This is a genomic window from Pseudomonas sp. AC169 (genome assembly GCF_979258515.1).
The window spans coordinates 715,643-729,562 of the sequence record NZ_OZ409866.1 but is presented as its reverse complement, the minus strand read 5'-3'; the positions used below and the strand labels follow the sequence as shown (position 1 = coordinate 729,562).

Annotated in this window: 14 protein-coding genes; all 14 read left to right on the top strand. The window is 55.5% G+C overall.

From position 1 onward, the window contains the following. The first annotated feature begins 20 nt into the window (after nucleotides 1–20). The 14 genes from ACZZ0G_RS03225 to ACZZ0G_RS03160 all read left to right on the top strand — a co-directional run bounded on the left by ACZZ0G_RS03225 (nucleotide 21) and on the right by ACZZ0G_RS03160 (nucleotide 13,917). Nucleotides 21–2,228, top strand: a complete 2,208-nt coding sequence (locus tag ACZZ0G_RS03225; RefSeq protein ID WP_463555288.1) for a bifunctional prephenate dehydrogenase/3-phosphoshikimate 1-carboxyvinyltransferase — start codon at nucleotides 21–23, stop codon at nucleotides 2,226–2,228. Then, the gene (gene cmk / locus ACZZ0G_RS03220) at nucleotides 2,225–2,914 is read left to right on the top strand and encodes a (d)CMP kinase (RefSeq protein ID WP_064391442.1); all 690 of its coding nucleotides are present in this window, start codon (nucleotides 2,225–2,227) and stop codon (nucleotides 2,912–2,914) included. Before ACZZ0G_RS03225 ends, cmk begins: the two co-directional genes overlap by 4 nt. A gap of 119 nt (nucleotides 2,915–3,033) precedes the next feature. Next, nucleotides 3,034–4,716, top strand: a complete 1,683-nt coding sequence (rpsA, locus tag ACZZ0G_RS03215; RefSeq protein WP_123453116.1) for a 30S ribosomal protein S1 — start codon at nucleotides 3,034–3,036, stop codon at nucleotides 4,714–4,716. Between the two features lie 204 nt (nucleotides 4,717–4,920). Next, nucleotides 4,921–5,199, top strand: a complete 279-nt coding sequence (locus tag ACZZ0G_RS03210; RefSeq protein ID WP_397481537.1) for a hypothetical protein — start codon at nucleotides 4,921–4,923, stop codon at nucleotides 5,197–5,199. A 152-nt stretch (nucleotides 5,200–5,351) separates the two neighbouring features. After that, nucleotides 5,352–5,648, top strand: a complete 297-nt coding sequence (ihfB, locus tag ACZZ0G_RS03205) for an integration host factor subunit beta (RefSeq protein WP_003189779.1) — start codon at nucleotides 5,352–5,354, stop codon at nucleotides 5,646–5,648. Nucleotides 5,649–5,678: 30 nt separating this feature from the next. Continuing rightward, on the top strand, nucleotides 5,679–5,933 hold the full coding sequence (locus ACZZ0G_RS03200) for a lipopolysaccharide assembly protein LapA domain-containing protein (protein WP_463555287.1): 255 nt from the start codon (nucleotides 5,679–5,681) through the stop codon (nucleotides 5,931–5,933). Between the two features lie 208 nt (nucleotides 5,934–6,141). Further along, entirely contained in the window at nucleotides 6,142–7,218 is a 1,077-nt protein-coding gene (gene rfbB / locus ACZZ0G_RS03195) for a dTDP-glucose 4,6-dehydratase (RefSeq protein WP_463555286.1), read from the top strand. After that, complete coding sequence (gene rfbD / locus ACZZ0G_RS03190; RefSeq protein ID WP_463555285.1) at nucleotides 7,215–8,108, top strand: dTDP-4-dehydrorhamnose reductase; 894 nt, start codon at nucleotides 7,215–7,217, stop codon at nucleotides 8,106–8,108. Before rfbB ends, rfbD begins: the two co-directional genes overlap by 4 nt. After that, on the top strand, nucleotides 8,105–8,995 hold the full coding sequence (gene rfbA, locus ACZZ0G_RS03185; protein WP_463555284.1) for a glucose-1-phosphate thymidylyltransferase RfbA: 891 nt from the start codon (nucleotides 8,105–8,107) through the stop codon (nucleotides 8,993–8,995). Before rfbD ends, rfbA begins: the two co-directional genes overlap by 4 nt. Nucleotides 8,996–9,050: 55 nt before the next feature. Continuing rightward, nucleotides 9,051–9,971, top strand: a complete 921-nt coding sequence (locus tag ACZZ0G_RS03180) for a glycosyltransferase (protein WP_463555283.1) — start codon at nucleotides 9,051–9,053, stop codon at nucleotides 9,969–9,971. A 171-nt stretch (nucleotides 9,972–10,142) separates the two neighbouring features. Continuing rightward, complete coding sequence (locus tag ACZZ0G_RS03175) at nucleotides 10,143–11,132, top strand: glycosyltransferase family 2 protein (RefSeq protein ID WP_463555282.1); 990 nt, start codon at nucleotides 10,143–10,145, stop codon at nucleotides 11,130–11,132. 53 nt (nucleotides 11,133–11,185) lie between these two features. Then, on the top strand, nucleotides 11,186–12,004 hold the full coding sequence (locus tag ACZZ0G_RS03170) for an ABC transporter permease (protein ID WP_463555281.1): 819 nt from the start codon (nucleotides 11,186–11,188) through the stop codon (nucleotides 12,002–12,004). Then, on the top strand, nucleotides 11,994–13,328 hold the full coding sequence (locus tag ACZZ0G_RS03165) for an ABC transporter ATP-binding protein (RefSeq protein WP_463555280.1): 1,335 nt from the start codon (nucleotides 11,994–11,996) through the stop codon (nucleotides 13,326–13,328). The genes ACZZ0G_RS03170 and ACZZ0G_RS03165 overlap by 11 nt, the downstream gene beginning before the upstream one ends. Beyond that, nucleotides 13,303–13,917 carry a class I SAM-dependent methyltransferase gene (locus ACZZ0G_RS03160; RefSeq protein ID WP_463555279.1) on the top strand — a complete coding sequence of 205 codons (615 nt, stop codon included), beginning with the start codon at nucleotides 13,303–13,305 and terminating at the stop codon, nucleotides 13,915–13,917. The genes ACZZ0G_RS03165 and ACZZ0G_RS03160 overlap by 26 nt, the downstream gene beginning before the upstream one ends. Nucleotides 13,918–13,920 lie beyond the last annotated feature (3 nt).

The following is a 13,920-nucleotide window of genomic DNA, read 5'->3' as shown; positions in this document are numbered from 1 at the left end:
CACTGCAATCTGCTGTACCTATGATCGGGCGCCTTGTGGTGGTCGGTCTGGGGTTGATCGGTGGTTCGTTTGCCAAAGGCTTGCGTGAAAGCGGCGTATGCCGCGAAGTGGTCGGGGTCGATCTCGATCCGCAATCGCGCAAGCTGGCGGTCGAGTTGGGTGTGGTTGATCGCTGCGAAGATGACTTGGCGGCTGCATGCCAAGGTGCGGACGTAATTCAATTGGCAGTGCCGATCCTGGCCATGGAAAAAGTGCTCGCGCGTCTGGCGAGCATGGATCTTGGGCAGGCGATTCTGACCGATGTCGGCAGTGCCAAAGGCAATGTGGTGCGCGCGGCAACCGAAGCGTTTGGTGCTATGCCGCCGCGTTTCGTGCCGGGCCATCCGATTGCCGGTTCCGAGCAGAGCGGGGTGGAAGCCTCCAATGCCGAGCTGTTCCGTCGTCACAAGGTGATTCTTACGCCGCTTGAGCAAACCGATCCGGCGGCGCTGGCTGTGGTTGATCGTCTGTGGCGCCAACTGGGCGCCGACGTCGAGCACATGCAGGTCGAGCGACACGATGAAGTGCTGGCTGCGACCAGTCATCTGCCGCACCTGCTGGCCTTCGGTCTGGTCGATTCGTTGGCCAAGCGCAATGAAAATCTTGAGATCTTCCGTTACGCTGCCGGTGGTTTTCGCGATTTCACAAGAATCGCCGGAAGCGACCCGGTGATGTGGCACGACATCTTTCTCGCCAACCGCGAGGCTGTTCTGCGCACACTCGATACATTTCGCAGCGACCTCGACGCCTTGCGCGACGCGGTCGATGCAGGGGATGGGCACCAATTGTTGGGCGTTTTCACTCGCGCCCGGGTTGCCCGCGAGCATTTCAGTAAAATCCTGGCCCGCAGGGCCTATGTGGACGCTATGAATTCCAACGATCTGATCTTCCTGGCTCAACCTGGTGGCCGCCTGTCCGGTCGGATTCGCGTACCGGGTGACAAATCCATTTCCCACCGTTCGATCATGCTCGGCTCGCTGGCCGAAGGCGTCACCGAAGTCGAAGGCTTCCTTGAGGGCGAAGACGCCCTGGCGACCTTGCAGGCGTTCCGCGACATGGGCGTGGTCATCGAAGGCCCGCACCACGGCCGCGTGACCATCCACGGTGTTGGTCTGCATGGCCTGAAGCCGGCGCCTGGCCCGATCTATCTGGGCAACTCCGGCACTTCGATGCGTCTGCTGTCCGGCCTGCTGGCGGCGCAGAACTTCGACAGCGTCTTGACTGGCGATGCCTCGCTGTCCAAGCGTCCGATGAACCGCGTGGCCAATCCACTGCGTGAAATGGGCGCCGTGATTGAAACCGCTGCCGAAGGTCGTCCACCGATGACCATTCGCGGCGGGCACAAGCTTAAAGGCCTGACCTACACCATGCCGATGGCCAGCGCTCAGGTGAAATCCTGCCTGCTGCTCGCCGGTCTGTACGCTGAAGGCAAGACCACCGTGACCGAGCCGGCGCCGACTCGCGACCACACCGAGCGCATGCTGCGTGGTTTCGGTTATTCGGTGAATGTTGATGGCGCCACGGCATCGGTTGAGTCGGGCGGCAAGCTGACCGCGACCCACATTGAAGTGCCTGGCGATATCTCCTCGTCGGCATTCTTCCTGGTCGCCGCATCGATCGCTGAAGGTTCCGAGCTGGTGCTTGAGCATGTCGGCATCAACCCGACCCGCACCGGCGTCATCGACATCCTGCGCCTGATGGGGGCGGACATCACTCTGGAAAACCAACGCGAAGTCGGCGGCGAGCCGGTGGCTGACCTGCGCGTGCGAGCAGCTAAACTCAAAGGTATCGAGATTCCCGAAGAGCTGGTTCCGCTGGCTATCGATGAATTCCCTGTGCTGTTCGTGGCCGCTGCCTGTGCCGAAGGGCGCACCGTACTGACGGGTGCTGAAGAGCTGCGGGTCAAGGAATCGGATCGCATTCAGGTAATGGCGGATGGTCTATTGGCGCTGGGCGTCAAATGCCAGCCGACCCCGGACGGCATCATCATCGACGGCGGCCAGATTGGCGGCGGCGAAGTGCACGGTCACGGCGATCACCGTATCGCGATGGCATTCAGCGTTGCCTCGTTGCGCGCTACTGCACCGATCCGCATCCATGATTGCGCCAACGTCGCGACGTCGTTCCCGAACTTCCTCGCATTGTGCGGGCAGGTCGGCATTCGTGTGGCACAAGAGGCTCAGTCGTGAAGAACATTGCACCGGTCATCACCATTGATGGGCCAAGCGGCTCGGGCAAAGGCACGGTAGCCGGGATTCTGGCCAAGCGTCTGGGCTGGAACCTGCTGGATTCCGGTGCGCTTTACCGTTTGCTGGCGTTCGCTGCGCACAACCATGGTGTTGACCTGACCAATGAAGAGTTGCTGAAAAAACTGGCCGCTCATCTGGATGTTCAGTTCATTGCGGCGACCGAAGGTCAGTTGCAGCGGATCATTCTGGAAGGCGACGAAGTCAGCGATGTCATCCGCACCGAAAGTGTCGGCTCCGGCGCTTCGCAAGTGGCTGCGCTGCCCGCCGTACGCGAGGCGCTGCTGCAGCGCCAGCGTGCTTTCCAGGAAGCACCGGGCCTTGTGGCCGACGGGCGCGACATGGGCACGGTGGTTTTTCCCGATGCACCGCTGAAGATTTTCCTGACCGCCAGTGCCGAGGAACGGGCGCGCCGTCGATATTTGCAGTTGAAGGGCAAAGTCGAGGGTGTTAGTCTGTCGAGTCTGCTAGATGAGATCCGTGCACGCGACGAGCGTGACACCCAGCGAGCGGTAGCCCCGCTTAAGCCGGCGGCTGACGCCATACAGCTGGATTCCACGGAGTTGTCCATCGATCAGGTGCTTGAACGCATCATGAGCGAGATCGCCATTCGCGATATCGCCGGGTGACCAAGAAGGCGGCAGGGGACCAGTCATAGTCCTGCAGCGCTTCTTTTTAATGAAACTAACCCACACCGTCTGGGGTGTGGAGATGGGCGTATCCTTCGCCCTCATTTACAGGAATTAAAATGAGCGAAAGCTTTGCGGAACTCTTTGAAGAAAGCCTAAAAACCCTGAACCTTCAGGCAGGCTCCATCATCACCGGTGTTATCGTTGATATCGATTACCAGGCTCGCTGGGTAACCGTTCACGCTGGCCTGAAGTCTGAAGCACTCATCCCGCTTGAGCAGTTCTACAACGACGCTGGCGATCTGACTATCAATGTCGGTGACGAAGTTCACGTTGCTCTGGATTCGGTTGAAGACGGCTTTGGTGAAACCAAGCTGTCCCGTGAAAAAGCCAAGCGCGCTGAGTGCTGGATCGTTCTGGAAGCAGCCTTCGCAGCTGAGGAAGTGGTCAAGGGCGTTATCAACGGTAAGGTTAAAGGCGGCTTCACTGTCGACGTTAACGGCATCCGTGCGTTCCTGCCAGGTTCCCTGGTTGACGTCCGTCCAGTGCGCGACACCACGCACCTGGAAGGCAAAGAGCTGGAATTCAAGGTCATCAAGCTGGACCAGAAGCGCAACAACGTTGTCGTTTCCCGTCGCAGCGTCCTGGAAGCCGAGAACTCCGCCGAGCGTGAAGCTCTGCTGGAATCCCTGCAGGAAGGCCAGCAAGTCAAAGGTATCGTCAAAAACCTCACCGATTACGGCGCATTCGTCGATCTGGGTGGCGTGGACGGCCTGCTGCACATCACCGACATGGCCTGGAAGCGCATCAAGCATCCTTCCGAGATCGTCAACGTTGGTGACGAAATCGACGTCAAGGTTCTGAAATACGATCGCGAACGCAACCGTGTTTCCCTGGGCCTGAAGCAGCTGGGCGAAGATCCATGGGTTGCTATCAAAGCCCGTTACCCAGAAAGCACTCGCGTTACCGCTCGTGTAACCAACCTGACCGACTACGGCTGCTTCGCTGAGCTGGAAGAAGGCGTTGAAGGTCTGGTACACGTTTCGGAAATGGACTGGACCAACAAGAACATCCACCCTTCGAAAGTCGTACAAGTCGGCGACGAAGTGGAAGTTATGGTTCTGGACATCGACGAAGAGCGTCGTCGTATCTCCCTGGGCATCAAGCAGTGCAAATCTAACCCATGGGAAGATTTCTCTGGCCAGTTCAACAAGGGCGATAAAATCTCCGGCACCATCAAGTCGATCACCGATTTCGGTATCTTCATTGGTCTGGACGGCGGCATCGACGGTCTGGTTCACCTGTCCGACATCTCCTGGAACGAAGTTGGCGAAGAAGCTGTTCGTCGTTTCAAGAAGGGCGACGAGCTGGACACCGTTATCCTGTCGGTTGACCCAGAGCGCGAGCGTATCTCCCTGGGTATCAAGCAACTGGAAAGCGATCCGTTCTCCGAGTACGTCTCGGTTAACGACAAAGGCGCAATCGTTACTGGCACCGTGAAAGAAGTTGACGCCAAAGGCGCCATCATCGTTCTGGCCGACGATATCGAAGCGACTCTGAAAGCCTCCGAAATCAGCCGTGACCGCGTTGAAGACGCGCGCAACGTTCTGAAAGAAGGCCAGGAAGTAGAAGCCAAGATCATCAGCGTTGATCGTAAGAGCCGTGTAATTCAGCTGTCGATCAAATCGAAAGACGATGCTGAAGAGAAAGAAGCTATCCAGAGCCTGAAAGAGACTCCGGAAGCTGCTGCCGATACCACTATGGCTGCACTGCTGCGTCAAGCAATGGCCAAACAGAACTAAGTTCTGCTTGATCATTAAAAAGGGCGACTTCGGTCGCCCTTTTTTGTGCCTGCGATTTGGTGATTCGTGGCGCCGGGAGGGTTTGAGTGAAACCAATCTCTCTTCGGGGTGGTCTGTTTCTTTAATCGGATCAATCGCCTATTCACGACTAAGCTTGGTCTTAAGCGTGTAGTCGTCGGGCAGTTGCCTGGCATAAGGAAGTGGATGAACAAGTTTATTGTCCTCATGGCTGTGCTGGTTCTGACTGGCTGTACGACCAGTGCCAAGACTCATGCCGTGCGCGGTGTCAGTGGTATCGAGGTCGATTGCTCCGGGTTGGGCTCTGGCTGGGAGAAATGCCAGAAGCGCGCAGCAAAGGAATGCAAGGGGGCGGGGTACAAGGTGATCACGCGATCGGATGATGCCAAGGATGAAGATGAGTTTCCTTTTGGCTTCAACCCGGCGGGCTACGTGACACGAACCATGCTGGTGATATGTCGTTAAGCGTGCGGTGCCCTGTATGTTGCTGCGACGCCCTGAAAACGGGCGTTTCGACGCGATGGAAGATATGTCAATCCCTGGGCTGTTCAAAATCTTCCGGGCATGCTAAAACCTTTCAAGCGCTGATCTAGCTGCTTGAAAAAGAAGGGAAAAATATGACGAAGTCGGAGTTGATCGAACGAATTGTCACCCATCAAGGGCTGCTCTCATCCAAGGATGTGGAGCTGGCCATCAAGACCATGCTTGAGCAAATGTCCCAATGCCTTGCCACCGGTGATCGCATCGAGATCCGTGGGTTTGGCAGTTTCTCCCTGCACTACCGTGCGCCGCGCGTCGGGCGTAACCCGAAGACCGGCCAATCCGTCAGTCTTGACGGTAAATTCGTTCCGCATTTCAAGCCGGGAAAAGAGCTGCGTGATCGGGTGAATGAAGAAGAGGAGGAAGGGGTTTGATCTTCGTTGCTCAATTTCGAGGGCGCGCCAATGCGTAACCTGAAACGCATGCTTCTTGGCGTATTTCTTCTTTTGATGGTTTTGATGGTTCTGGCATTCGTGTTGGAGAATCAACAGTCGGTTTCGCTGATTTTTCTAGGCTGGGCCAGCCCCCAATTGCCTGTTTCACTTATAGCGGTGATGGCACTGTTGGTCGGGATGCTGCTAGGCCCTGTGTTGGCCTGGTTTCTGGGGCGTTCGTCCAGAGTCGCGCGCAAACGCATGGTCTTGAAGCAGCAGGCGTAGGGCATCTGTCGAATTTGCGCCTCTGGCTGTCTTTATCCATTAGTAAAACCATCATTAAGCTGTAAAATGCTGCCCTTGTTCGATATTGCTTTATCGCATGTCGTTTTAGACTGACTCTGACGGATGCCAACTGCTAGTGGCTTCTGCATTCATGGATTAGGCAGCGCTCGTTAGCAGCTCTGTCCGCAGCTCAAGGGTATCGTTTCGCGTGAAAATTCTAGTTACCGGCGGCGCCGGATTTATTGGCTCGGCAGTCATCCGTCACATCATCTCCAACACTTCCGATTCTGTCGTTAACGTCGATAAGCTAACGTACGCTGGCAATCTGGAGTCCCTGGCAGAGGTCAGCCAGAATTCGCGTTATGCATTCGAGCGCGTAGATATCTGTGATCGTGAGCAGATCGACCGTGTCCTGCGTGATCACCAGCCGGATGCAATCATGCACCTGGCGGCTGAATCCCACGTCGATCGCTCTATCTCCGGGCCATCCGAATTCATTCAGACCAACATCATCGGCACTTACACCTTGCTGGAAGCTGCGCGGCATTATTGGGCAGCCCTGGATGAAGCGCGCAAGGTCAATTTCCGCTTTCACCATATTTCGACCGATGAAGTTTACGGCGACCTCGAAGGTCCTGAAGACCTCTTCACTGAAACCACGCCGTACCAGCCGAGCTCTCCCTACTCGGCAAGTAAAGCGAGTTCCGATCACCTGGTTCGCGCCTGGGCCCGCACCTATGGCCTGCCGGCCCTGGTAACCAATTGCTCGAACAACTACGGCCCATGCCACTTCCCCGAGAAGTTGATCCCGCTGATCATTCTCAACGCGCTGGAAGGCAAGCCGCTGCCGGTTTATGGCAAAGGCAATCAGGTTCGTGACTGGCTGTATGTCGAGGACCATGCTCGTGCGTTGTATAAAGTCGTAACCGAAGGCGTCATCGGTGAGACTTACAACATCGGTGGGCACAACGAGAAACAAAATATCGAAGTGGTCAATACGCTGTGTGCGCTGCTGGACGAATTGCGTCCAGACTCGGCACATCGTCCGCACGCCAGCCTGATCACCTACGTCCAAGATCGTCCCGGGCATGACCAGCGCTATGCAATCGATGCAAGCAAAATCCAGCGTGAGCTGGGTTGGACTCCTGAGGAAACCTTCGAAACCGGTATTCGCAAAACCGTCGAGTGGTACCTGACCAACACCGAGTGGGTAGAACACGTTAAAAGCGGCAGCTATCAGCAGTGGATTGATCAGAACTACGCGGATCGCTCGAACAAGGCATGAAGATCCTCCTTTTAGGAAAAGATGGTCAGGTGGGGTGGGAGTTGCAGCGCTCCCTCCGGCCGCTTGGCGATTTGATCGCTTTGGGTCGTCACGGTCTTGACGGGTTGTCCGGCGACCTGACCGATTTGGCGGCGCTGCGCGATACGATCCGCAAGGTCAAGCCTGACGTGATTGTCAATGCGGCCGCCTATAATGCTGTCGACACGGCCGAGTCCGAGCCGGAGCAGGCCAACCTTGTCAATGCGCAAGCGATTGAGGTGCTGGCTGAGGAGGCGCGAAAGGTGGGTGCCTGGCTGGTCCACTATTCGACAGATTACGTCTTTGGCGGTCAAGGGCATACGCCTTGGCTGGAGAGCGACGAACCGCAGCCATTGAATCGCTACGGCGACAGCAAGCTGGCGGGCGAGCGAGCCGTCGAGGCATCCGGCTGCCGTTATTTGCTGTTTCGTACCAGTTGGGTTTATGGCGCTCGTGGCGCTAACTTTGCCAAGACTATGCTGAGGTTGGCCAAAGAGCGACAGAAGCTCAGCGTGATCGTTGATCAGGTAGGGGCGCCGACCGGTGCCGATCTGATCGCGGATGTGACCGCATTGGCGCTGCTGCAGGCGCTCAAGCGCCCGGAGCTGTCCGGTTTGTATCATCTGGCGGCCGCTGGGGAAGTGTCATGGTACGGCTATGCTTGTCATGTGCTGGATTTTGCCAAGGCCAATGGCGAGTCGCTTGCCGTACAGGCAATTGAACCCATCGAGGCAACGGCTTATCCAACTGCCGCACGTCGTCCGTTGAACTCGCGCTTGAATACACAAAAGCTGCGCGACAATTTTTCTCTACACTTGCCGGATTGGCAAAGTGGTGTGACTCGAATGCTTAGGGAAGTTCTGAACAAATGACCACCAATAATCGTAAAGGCATCATCCTCGCCGGCGGTTCGGGCACTCGCCTGCATCCGCTGACCCTCGGCGTTTCGAAGCAGATGCTGCCGATTTACGACAAACCGATGATTTTCTACCCGCTTTCGGTACTGATGCTTGCCGGCATGCGCGAGATCCTCATCATCTCCACGCCGGAAGATCTGCCGAACTTCCGCAAATTGCTGGGTGATGGCAGCCTTTACGGTATCGAGCTGACGTATGCCGAGCAGCCGAGCCCGGATGGACTTGCACAAGCGTTCATCATCGGTGAAGAGTTCATCGGCAAGGATCCTTGCTGCCTGATCCTGGGTGACAACATCTTCTACGGCCAGCACTTCTCGGACAACCTGCGCTCCGCCAACGAGCAGAAGAGTGGCGCCACTGTGTTTGGCTATCACGTTTCCGATCCGGAGCGTTTTGGCGTGGTCGAGTTCGACGCGACAGGCCGTGCCCTGAGCATCGAAGAAAAGCCGTTGAAGCCGAAATCCAACTACGCGGTGACCGGTCTGTATTTCTACGACAACGATGTCGTGGAAATCGCCAAGAATATCAAGCCGTCGGAGCGAGGCGAGCTGGAAATCACTGATGTGAACAGCGCCTACCTCAATAAGAAGTCGCTGAATGTTGAAATGCTCGGCCGTGGTTTCGCGTGGCTGGATACCGGTACCCATGACTCCCTGCTGGAAGCCAGTCACTTCGTTCACACCATCGAGCAGCGTCAAGGCTTGAAAGTAGCCTGCCTCGAAGAAATTGCTTACCACAATGGCTGGATAACAGCAGAGCAACTGGCTTCTCAAGCAAATGCCTTGAAGAAAACCGGTTACGGTCAGTACCTGCAAAAACTGCTGGACTCGCCTTCTCGCTGATTCGAAAGCCGCGCGCTTTCAACCGGTGGGTTTAATCGCTGCTAGCAGGAATGGCATGCCAGTAAAACATCCCAAGATTGCGGTTTTGCTGGCTGCCTACAATGGCATGCAGTGGATTGAGGAGCAGGTGGCCTCGATCCTCGGTCAGCAGTCCGTCGATGTCACTATCCATATCAGCGTTGATTTGTCCGATGACGACACCGAGGCCTGGTGCAAAGCTCTCGGAGAAGTCGACAGTCGCGTGATTCTTTTGCCTCCTGCCGGGCGTTTTGGTGGTGCGGCGCGCAATTTTTTTCGTTTGATTCGAGATGTTGATCTGCACGATTACGATGCTGTGTCGTTTGCAGATCAGGATGATATCTGGGAGTCCGACAAGCTGCTGCGCGCTACACAGACGCTCGCTTCGCGCAGGGTTGATGCCTACTCAAGCAATGTCACGGCTTTTTGGCCAGACGGACAAACGATCCTGCTCGACAAGAGTCAGCCGCAAGTGGCCTGGGACTTTTTGTTTGAGGCGGCGGGACCCGGCTGTACCTACGTCCTGAGTCCTCAGCTTGCCGCGGCACTGCGTCAACAGGTCATTCATGATTGGGAGCAATTGCAGCAGGTCAGTCTGCATGACTGGTACTGCTATGCCTTTGCCCGTAGTCATGGGTTCGAATGGTTCATCGATTCCCACTCAAGCATGCTCTATCGCCAGCATGAGAGTAACCAGGTGGGGGCCAATACCGGGCTTTCATCGTTGCTGCAGCGATATGTAACCATTCATGAGGGCTGGTGGTTCAGTCAGGTCAGGACTATCGCGTTGTTGATCGGGGTAGGTAACGCGCCATTTGTCAGGCGCTGGCTGAAGCTGCGGCGACGTGATCTGTTGTTGCTATCACTGCACGGCGGGCAATGTCGCCGTCGGTTCAGGGACAAGTTTCTGTTCTTCTTTGTTTGCTGCCTCACGGCGGCAGTGGGGAGGAAGTCCTGAGCCAGAGAGGTGCGTGTCATCGGGGTGGGGCTGCTCGAAGCCTAACCACGATGATAAAAACTCTCTATAATCGCGCGCTTCGTGAAGGGAACGAATGGAGCAGGTGCGGCAGAAACGCTGAGTTGGATTTTCAGCTTTCCCGGCCAGTGTTTAATTGCAGTGGAGCATACAGTGTCAAGCCCTTTGTCAGCGGATTCCGCGAGCTCCAGCCTGGACTCCGACATTGTCGAAGTATCGGAAAGACGTGAGACTGTCGCGATATTGATGTGCTCTTTCAACGGTGAACGGTTCCTCCGTGAACAATTGGCCTCCATCGAGCATCAGGATCATGCTCAGTGGCGCCTGTTTGTTTCTGATGACGGTTCGATCGACTCGACACTCGATATTCTTGAATCTTTTCAAGCGCGTCTCGGTGATCAGAAGGTTACGCTGTTTTCAGGTCCCGGAACGGGGTTTGCCAGTAACTTCATGTCAGTGACCTGCCGGGAAGAAATCAACGCTGACTTCTTTGCCTGGTCGGACCAGGACGATATATGGGCCGCCGACAAATTGAGCGCAGCCTTGACGTGGTTGCGTCAGGTGCCCGTCGATGTCCCTGCGCTGTATGCCACCCGGACGACCCTGGTCAATGAAGAGGGCGTGGCCGTGGGGCTGACGCCACTCTACTCTCGCACTTTCGGCTTTCCCAATGCTCTGGTTCAGAACATAGCCGCTGGCAATACGATGGTTTTCAATCGTGCCGCGCGTGAACTGTTGAGGTCCAAAGCGCATCTGAACATCGTCGCCCATGACTGGTGGGCTTATCTGCTGGTGACCGGCGCCGGTGGGCTGTTCCATTTCGATGAGGTTCCGCATCTTCTGTATCGCCAGCATGAGGCTAATTCGATTGGTGCCAGCACCGGTTTCAAGTCGACCATTGTTCGCATACAGAAGCTTTTCCAGGGGCGACTCAGTCGCTGGATCGATCAGAACATCAGTAATCTGGAAGCCGTGGAGTTTCTTCTCGCAGAACAGAATCGTGAAGTATTACAGCGTTTCAAAACTGCCCGTTCCCGAAATCTGCCCGCTCGCCTGTTCGGTATATGGCGCTCCGGCGTCTATCGGCAGACGTTCATGGGGAATTTGGGGTTGCTGGTCGCTGTGATTTTCAAAGGGGTTTGATCAAGAATGTATCAATGGAGTTTATTTATGAATGTTTTTGAGGTTGCTGGCTGATGCAGATATTTTCAGCTTCGCCCGGCGTCATGTTTACCAGTGTCTGGCGCAATCGCGCGCTTATCGCTGCACTGATCAAGCGAGAGGTTATCGGTCGCTACAGAGGCTCTTTCATGGGGATTCTGTGGTCGTTCTTCAATCCTATTGTGATGCTCTCGATCTATACGTTCGTTTTCAGCTTCATCTTCAATTCCCGGTGGGCAGGCGCAGGTGATTCGAAGTCGGAATTCGCGTTGATTCTGTTCGCCGGATTGATGGTGTTCAACCTGTTTTCCGAGTGCGTCACCCGCGCACCGAACTTGATTATTTCCAATGGCAACTATGTCAAGAAAGTAGTCTTTCCTCTGGAAATACTGCCATGCGTGATCGTGGGCGCGTCCTTGTTTCATGCTTTGGTGAGTTTGATTGTCTGGACGGTCGCGTACAGCATCGTGTTCGGCATGCCGCCTGTGACCATGCTTTATCTGCCCGTGGTGATCGCACCTTTGATATTGATCATTCTGGGCCTGTCCTGGGGGTTGGCTTCGCTGGGTGTATACATGCGTGACGTTGCGCACTTCATAGGTCTGGTGACCAGCGGCCTGATGTTTCTAGCGCCTATTTTCTATCCCGCGACTGCGGTGCCGGAGGAGTACAGAAGCTTGTTGCAACTGAACCCGCTGACCGCTGCGGTAGAGAACGTCAGAAGCGTTCTGTTTTTCGGGCAGCAACCGGATTGGCAAGTCCTTGGCATCTATTCCGCCATCGGAATAACTGTCGCTTGCCTTGGCTTTGCCTTTTTCCAGAAAACCAGAAAGGGGTTTGCCGATGTCCTCTGATATTGCAATCAAGCTGCAGGATGTCAGCAAGTGTTATCACATCTATGACAAGCCGAGGGATCGACTGGCGCAGATGTTTGCCGGTCAGCGCAAGCAGTACTACCACGAGTTCTGGGCGCTACGGAACGTCACGTTCGATATCAAGCGAGGCGAGACTGTCGGTATCGTCGGCCGCAACGGCAGTGGCAAGTCGACGTTGCTTCAAGTGATCTGCGGCACACTGAACCAAAGCGCCGGTCAGGTGCAGACAGTGGGTCGCATTGGTGCGTTGCTTGAGTTGGGGTCCGGTTTCAACCCGGAATTCACAGGGCATGAAAACGTTTACATGAACGCTGCGATCCTCGGCTTGAGTCGGGCCGAAGTTGATGAGCGTTATGACGACATCACGGCTTTCGCTGATATAGGCGAATTCATACATCAGCCCGTGAAAACCTATTCCAGCGGAATGATCGTTCGTCTGGCGTTTGCGGTTCAGGCGATGGTAGATCCGGATATCCTGATCGTCGACGAAGCGTTGGCGGTCGGTGATGAGCGTTTTCAGCGCAAGTGTTTTGCTCGCCTGGATGAGTTGAAGGCCAAGGGCACCTCGATCCTGTTCGTGTCTCACTCTGGACCGCAAGTCGTTGAGCTTTGTGATCGCGCGATTCTGATGGAACGTGGTGAGCGCATCTGCACAGGGTCACCGATGGAGGTGGTGCGCGCGTATCAGAAATTGATCTATGCGCCGGCGGATGAGCAGCCGAGGTTGATTGAGGAGTTCAGGCAGATAGGTAGCCAAAAACTCGCTATCGAAACCAGCGACGTCGAAAGGGTCGAGGTTGATGAGCAGGAGGCGCCGGAGGATCAGTATTTCGATCCTGGAATGGTTCCCGAATCCACAACCGTCTATCCGGAGCAGGGCGCTCGTATCGACAGCTTCGAGATCTTCGATAAGCAGGGTCGCCGATGCAATGTTCTGAAGGCGGGCGGTGACTACGATATCGTCATGACGGGTGAACTGAAGGAATCCGTTTCAAGGGTTTTCTTCGCCACGCATATACGAACCGTATCGGGTGTGGTGATTACCGGCCAACGCTTCCCGGACGAGGGCAAGTACTTCGAATGCGATGGCACGGACCGCACTTTTAAAGTCACCTACAGTTTCAAGATGGTCATGCTGCCGGGCGTATACTTCGTTGGTGGAGGGGTCTGGTCGGAGGGTGAGCCTGCCCTGTGTCACAGAATTCTGGATGCGCTCATGTTCCGACTGGTATCGGATCAGGGCACAAGATCTTTTGGTTATATGGACGCTTCTAATAATGAGCCAGCACTTGAATTACTCTGACAGCATTCCTGCGGATCAACTCAGGGATATCCACACGTTTCACAAGATCACCGATGGCATGATCAGTCTGGAAGAGGGGCTGGTTCTTTATAAATTGGCCAGTCTGGTCCAATCTGGTTGCATCGTGGAAGTCGGCTCCTACCGCGGTCGTTCTACCGTTTTCCTCGGTCGTGGTTCTCTTGCCGGCCATAAGGCCCCCGTTTATGCCGTCGATCCGCACAAGCCTTTCATCGGGGTGCTCGGTGGCGTTTTCGGCCCAAAGGATCGTACCGAATTTTACAAAACCATGTTGATCACTGAATGCAGTGAGATTGTCTCGTTGATCAATATGAGCAGTGAGATGATCGTTCCCAAGTGGAACGAGCCCGTGGGCTTGCTGTGGATCGATGGTGATCACAGTTATGAAGGTGTGAAACGCGATTTCGAATGTTGGTTGCCGCATGTGGCTGAGGGCGCATGCATTGCTTTTGACGATGCCTCTGACCCGGTTCTGGGGCCACGCATTCTGATCAATGAGCTGCTCGCGACGCAGACGTACGAAGAGTGCATCAGCGTTGGCAAAGTTTCCGTGCTCAAGAAAAAACAATAAGCC